The following is a 1,429-nucleotide window of genomic DNA, read 5'->3' on the forward strand; positions in this document are numbered from 1 at the left end:
ATATCGCGAGATAGCAATTCTTTGCGGCACCGTGAGGCCCAGGCGCTGGGCGTGGAGCAGGGCGCCGGTGGCCAGGTCGTCGTTGGCGAAGTGGATCGCCCCGATGCCGGGGTGCTCGGCGAGCGCCCGCTCCAGCCCGGTAGCACCGGCGTCGAGCCCGCCCCGTTCGAGTTCGAGCAGCGGTGCGGCGAGGCCGGCCTGCTCGAATACTTCACGATGGCCTTCGTAGCGCATCCCGGCGCGATAGTCGCCGGCCAGTCGTGCGCCGATGAAGAGCGCCTGGCGATGGCCCCGCTCGAGCAGGTGACGGGCCATGCAGCGGCCGGCTTCGGTATGGTCCAGCCCCACGTTGAGATCCAGCGCCTCGCCCAGCTCCATGACCTCCATGATCGGCTTGTCGCAGTTGGCGAGCAGGGTGCGGCAGGCCTCGTTGTGGCGCAGCCCCGCAGTGACCAACGCCGAGCAGGACCAGCCGAGGAAGGTGCGAATCAGCTGGTATTCCCGCTCCAGGTCGTACTCGGTATTGCCCAGCAGGATCTGGTAGCCCTGGGCCTCGAAGGTTTCCTGCAGCCCCTGGATCACTTCGATGAACACGCTGTTGGCCAGTGAAGGCACGATGACGGCAATGAAGCGTGAGCGGGCCGATGCCAGGCTGCCGGCCACCAGATTGGGTACGTAGCCCAGGCGCTCCACGGCCTCGAGAACCCGTGCACGGGTGAGTTCGTTGACCTGATCGGGGCGATTCAGCGCGCGCGAAGCGGTGATGGCCGAAACGCCGGCGGCATCGGCTACCTGCTTGAGCGTGGGCTGCTCGGTGCTGCGTCGTCGACGCGAGTTGGGCGCATCGTTAGACAATGGTCGTATCCTCCTGGCCGCCCCTTGCTGCGAGTCGGTGAATCTACTACAACGATGTTAGCGCTAACATGATAGCGCTAACATAACGAATTCAGCCAGCATAAAAACGACACCGGAAGCAGCGGTCGCCGAGCGGGTAGAGCGGAAAGGCAATAGACAAGACGAACAGACGAACAGACGAACGGGGAGAGCGGCGGTGAGCGACGGTACGACTCCAAGAGTGGGCGTCATCGGCCTGGGCGCCATGGGCCTGGGTACGGCAACGGCGCTGCACGAGCGTGGCCTGACGGTGGCCGGCTGCGACGTGGCCGAATTGGCCTGCCGTGCTTTCGAGCAGGCCGGTGGGCGCTGCGTGACGACGCCCGCCGAGCTTGCCACGCAGTGCGACGTGGTGCTGGTCGTGGTGGTCAATGCCGCCCAGGTCGAGCAGGTGCTGTTCGGCGAGAACGGGCTCGCCCACGCTCTGGCGCCGGGCGGGCTGGTGATCCAGTGCGCCACCGTGGCGCCGAGTCTGGCCGAAGGGCTGGGCGCCCGGCTGGCCGAACGCGGCCTGCTGATGCTCGACTCGCGATAT

Annotated in this window: 2 protein-coding genes; one reads left to right on the top strand and one right to left on the bottom strand. The window is 66.5% G+C overall.

Annotated features, from left to right (window positions below; all coding sequences use genetic code 11):
- Window positions 1-855, bottom strand: an 855-nt coding sequence (locus tag B8115_RS06235; RefSeq protein WP_010626905.1) for a LacI family DNA-binding transcriptional regulator, incomplete at its 3' end; no start/stop codon positions are given.
- Window positions 856-955: 100 nt separating this feature from the next.
- On the opposite strand from B8115_RS06235, the gene B8115_RS06240 reads away from it, so the two are divergent.
- The coding region (locus B8115_RS06240; RefSeq protein WP_141638534.1) for an NAD(P)-binding domain-containing protein at window positions 956-1,429 on the top strand (474 nt) is incomplete at its 3' end.

It is taken from the genome of Halomonas sp. KM-1 (assembly GCF_000246875.1).
GTDB lineage: Bacteria > Pseudomonadota > Gammaproteobacteria > Pseudomonadales > Halomonadaceae > Halomonas > Halomonas aerodenitrificans.